This window comes from Paenibacillus sp. FSL R5-0923 (assembly GCF_038009145.1).
Classification (GTDB): domain Bacteria; phylum Bacillota; class Bacilli; order Paenibacillales; family Paenibacillaceae; genus Paenibacillus_AQ.
Genome location: NZ_JBBPAT010000006.1, coordinates 1 through 1,815 on the forward strand (window position 1 = coordinate 1; position 1,815 = coordinate 1,815).

The 1,815-nt window shown below is 36.9% G+C and carries 4 protein-coding genes; 1 reads left to right on the forward strand and 3 read right to left on the reverse strand.

All coding sequences use genetic code 11. The annotated features are described in order from the left end of the window. Window positions 1–17 precede the first annotated feature (17 nt). Window positions 18–341: a hypothetical protein gene (locus MKX35_RS31770; RefSeq protein WP_076287068.1), complete on the reverse strand. Its 324-nt coding sequence runs from the start codon at window positions 339–341 to the stop codon at window positions 18–20. A gap of 207 nt (window positions 342–548) precedes the next feature. Here MKX35_RS31770 and MKX35_RS31775 point away from each other — a divergent pair, with 207 nt between their 5' ends. Next, window positions 549–722: a hypothetical protein gene (locus MKX35_RS31775; RefSeq protein ID WP_341044553.1), complete on the forward strand. Its 174-nt coding sequence runs from the start codon at window positions 549–551 to the stop codon at window positions 720–722. A 115-nt stretch (window positions 723–837) separates the two neighbouring features. Here MKX35_RS31775 and MKX35_RS31780 read toward each other — a convergent pair whose 3' ends face one another. Together MKX35_RS31780 and MKX35_RS31785 are read right to left on the reverse strand one after the other, a co-directional pair. Beyond that, window positions 838–1,266, reverse strand: coding sequence for an SMI1/KNR4 family protein (locus MKX35_RS31780; protein ID WP_076287069.1), 429 nt, complete (start codon window positions 1,264–1,266; stop codon window positions 838–840). 11 nt (window positions 1,267–1,277) lie between these two features. After that, window positions 1,278–1,781, reverse strand: a complete 504-nt coding sequence (locus MKX35_RS31785; RefSeq protein WP_143764170.1) for an HNH endonuclease — start codon at window positions 1,779–1,781, stop codon at window positions 1,278–1,280. Between the last annotated feature and the right edge of the window lie 34 nt (window positions 1,782–1,815).

The following is a 1,815-nucleotide window of genomic DNA, read 5'->3' on the forward strand; positions in this document are numbered from 1 at the left end:
GCTTGAATTTCGGGAGTTCAGCCAAGTCGGTTGAAATAAACCTCCTGAGAATGGTTGTACAGAGCATCAAGCAGTCGTTGAAACTTAATTAAGTGATCTGGGTGGATTTCAATTTGTAGTGTGTACTTTCTTGATTTTTTCTGCCACCATGGTTGATAACGCAGATAAAGATAAGCATCCTTATGCCTTAAATTCCAATGGTATACATACCCTTTGTGCCGAATGGTAGGTTTAATATCAAACCATTCTTTGAATGAAAGTGCCAGTTGGTTATAAAAGTTGACTGTTACTCCATGATATTCAACGGCGACTTTATCGACGGAAAGTTGTACGTTGTTCATGCGTCCCCCTCCGGCAAAACTTTTGACGGATTTACCTCTTGTATTATAGAGATGAGGGAGTCGGTGGCTAGCCTTTAACACATGACCTTCCCGTCAATAGATTTCCAACCTTACAATAACAGTAGTCGTCTTACCCAATTTATAAGTTGCGACAAAGTCCTTTCACCATATCTATCGTTGTGGTAATGTACATTGTTGCGACTCATTTTGAAAAAACGCAAGAAAGCGAAGATAACAAAAACAAGCCAATCATGGTGGTATCTGACCATAATCGACCTGTTCAATGTAACGGATTACCGCTATTTGGGTTATAAAAATAAAGCCTTTAATGTGCGTACAATCAAAATAACCAAATCTTTATACGGGTATTACATGGGTTAAGTCTGCTCAGGCTCAACCGCCCGACTTATTCGGCACTGGGTAGGGTCTATTCATCAACAACCTAAATAGGATAAAAGACCAATAGTAAGGGCGGTATTTCTCGTATTAACAATCCTTAATATAAATTTTCAAAAAAATCGTTAAAACTGTTTTTCAAAAAAAACATATTTTCCATTTCTACATCTGACTCCATGTCATGCATCCAAAAATATATTTTTCCAAAGTATTTCTCACTAACTCCAATACAAATCTCGTTTCCTCCTGGATCACTAGCAATCGAAATAAATCCCTCAGGTAGCTCACCATCTAAAACCTCAAACACCTTAGCCAAATTTCCCTTCATATCACCGATCCCGTAAAATTTATTTACGACACTTTCACCCTCTTCATCAGAAATCTTAAATGTAGATGTTTCAGGATAGCCTCCATTATATTTAAGCAAAAAATCAATATACTGTTCAGGAAGATTAAGAACATATTTACCTTCAAATTCACGAATTTCATTTATAGTTATTTTCTCATTTGCTCGATCCATATTCGCCATGGTTATTCTCCTTATTTATTTTTTCCATTTACTGTAGACTGACCACCGATATGTCTAAACTCTCTATGAATATCTTCATCAACAAGAATCATTGTCTTTCCATCTTCATGATGATGCCACGAATAACCTTCAGGAGGTTTATTACTTGCTGGCACAGGCGGATCAGAATCCTTATTAAGCCCTGCTTCTAAATTAGCTTTTTTGAAGTCTTCTTGAGGGTTCTTAGGCACAGTAACTTCAATTGGTACTGGTTTAACAGTAGGGTGGTAATATGCTGAAAAGTCAGGATACCCATTAGGATAACTAACTGATATCCCTTCTTTATTAGTATAAGTCCAAGTCCCACTCTTATCTAACGAAATAGTACCGCCTTTATCATACCACTTTTTAGGAACAGGTGAGTTCATAGGCTTGGTATTCATTATTTCTTCTTTAAAATCTGACAGTTCTAACTTCCCTGTCTTTTTACCCGTCCCATCAATCTTACCACCTTTCACATCCCCAAACCCATTCATCTCATTTAAATAATGCTCCTGCACAAATGTTTTA

Excerpts from the sequence above, each read along its gene's own strand:
- MKX35_RS31770 (WP_076287068.1), bottom strand. The coding sequence starts at position 341 with ATGAACAACGTACAACTTTCCGTCGATAAAGTCGCCGTTGAATATCAT.
- MKX35_RS31780 (WP_076287069.1), bottom strand. The coding sequence starts at position 1,266 with ATGGCGAATATGGATCGAGCAAATGAGAAAATAACTATAAATGAAATT.
- MKX35_RS31785 (WP_143764170.1), bottom strand. The coding sequence starts at position 1,781 with ATGAATGGGTTTGGGGATGTGAAAGGTGGTAAGATTGATGGGACGGGT.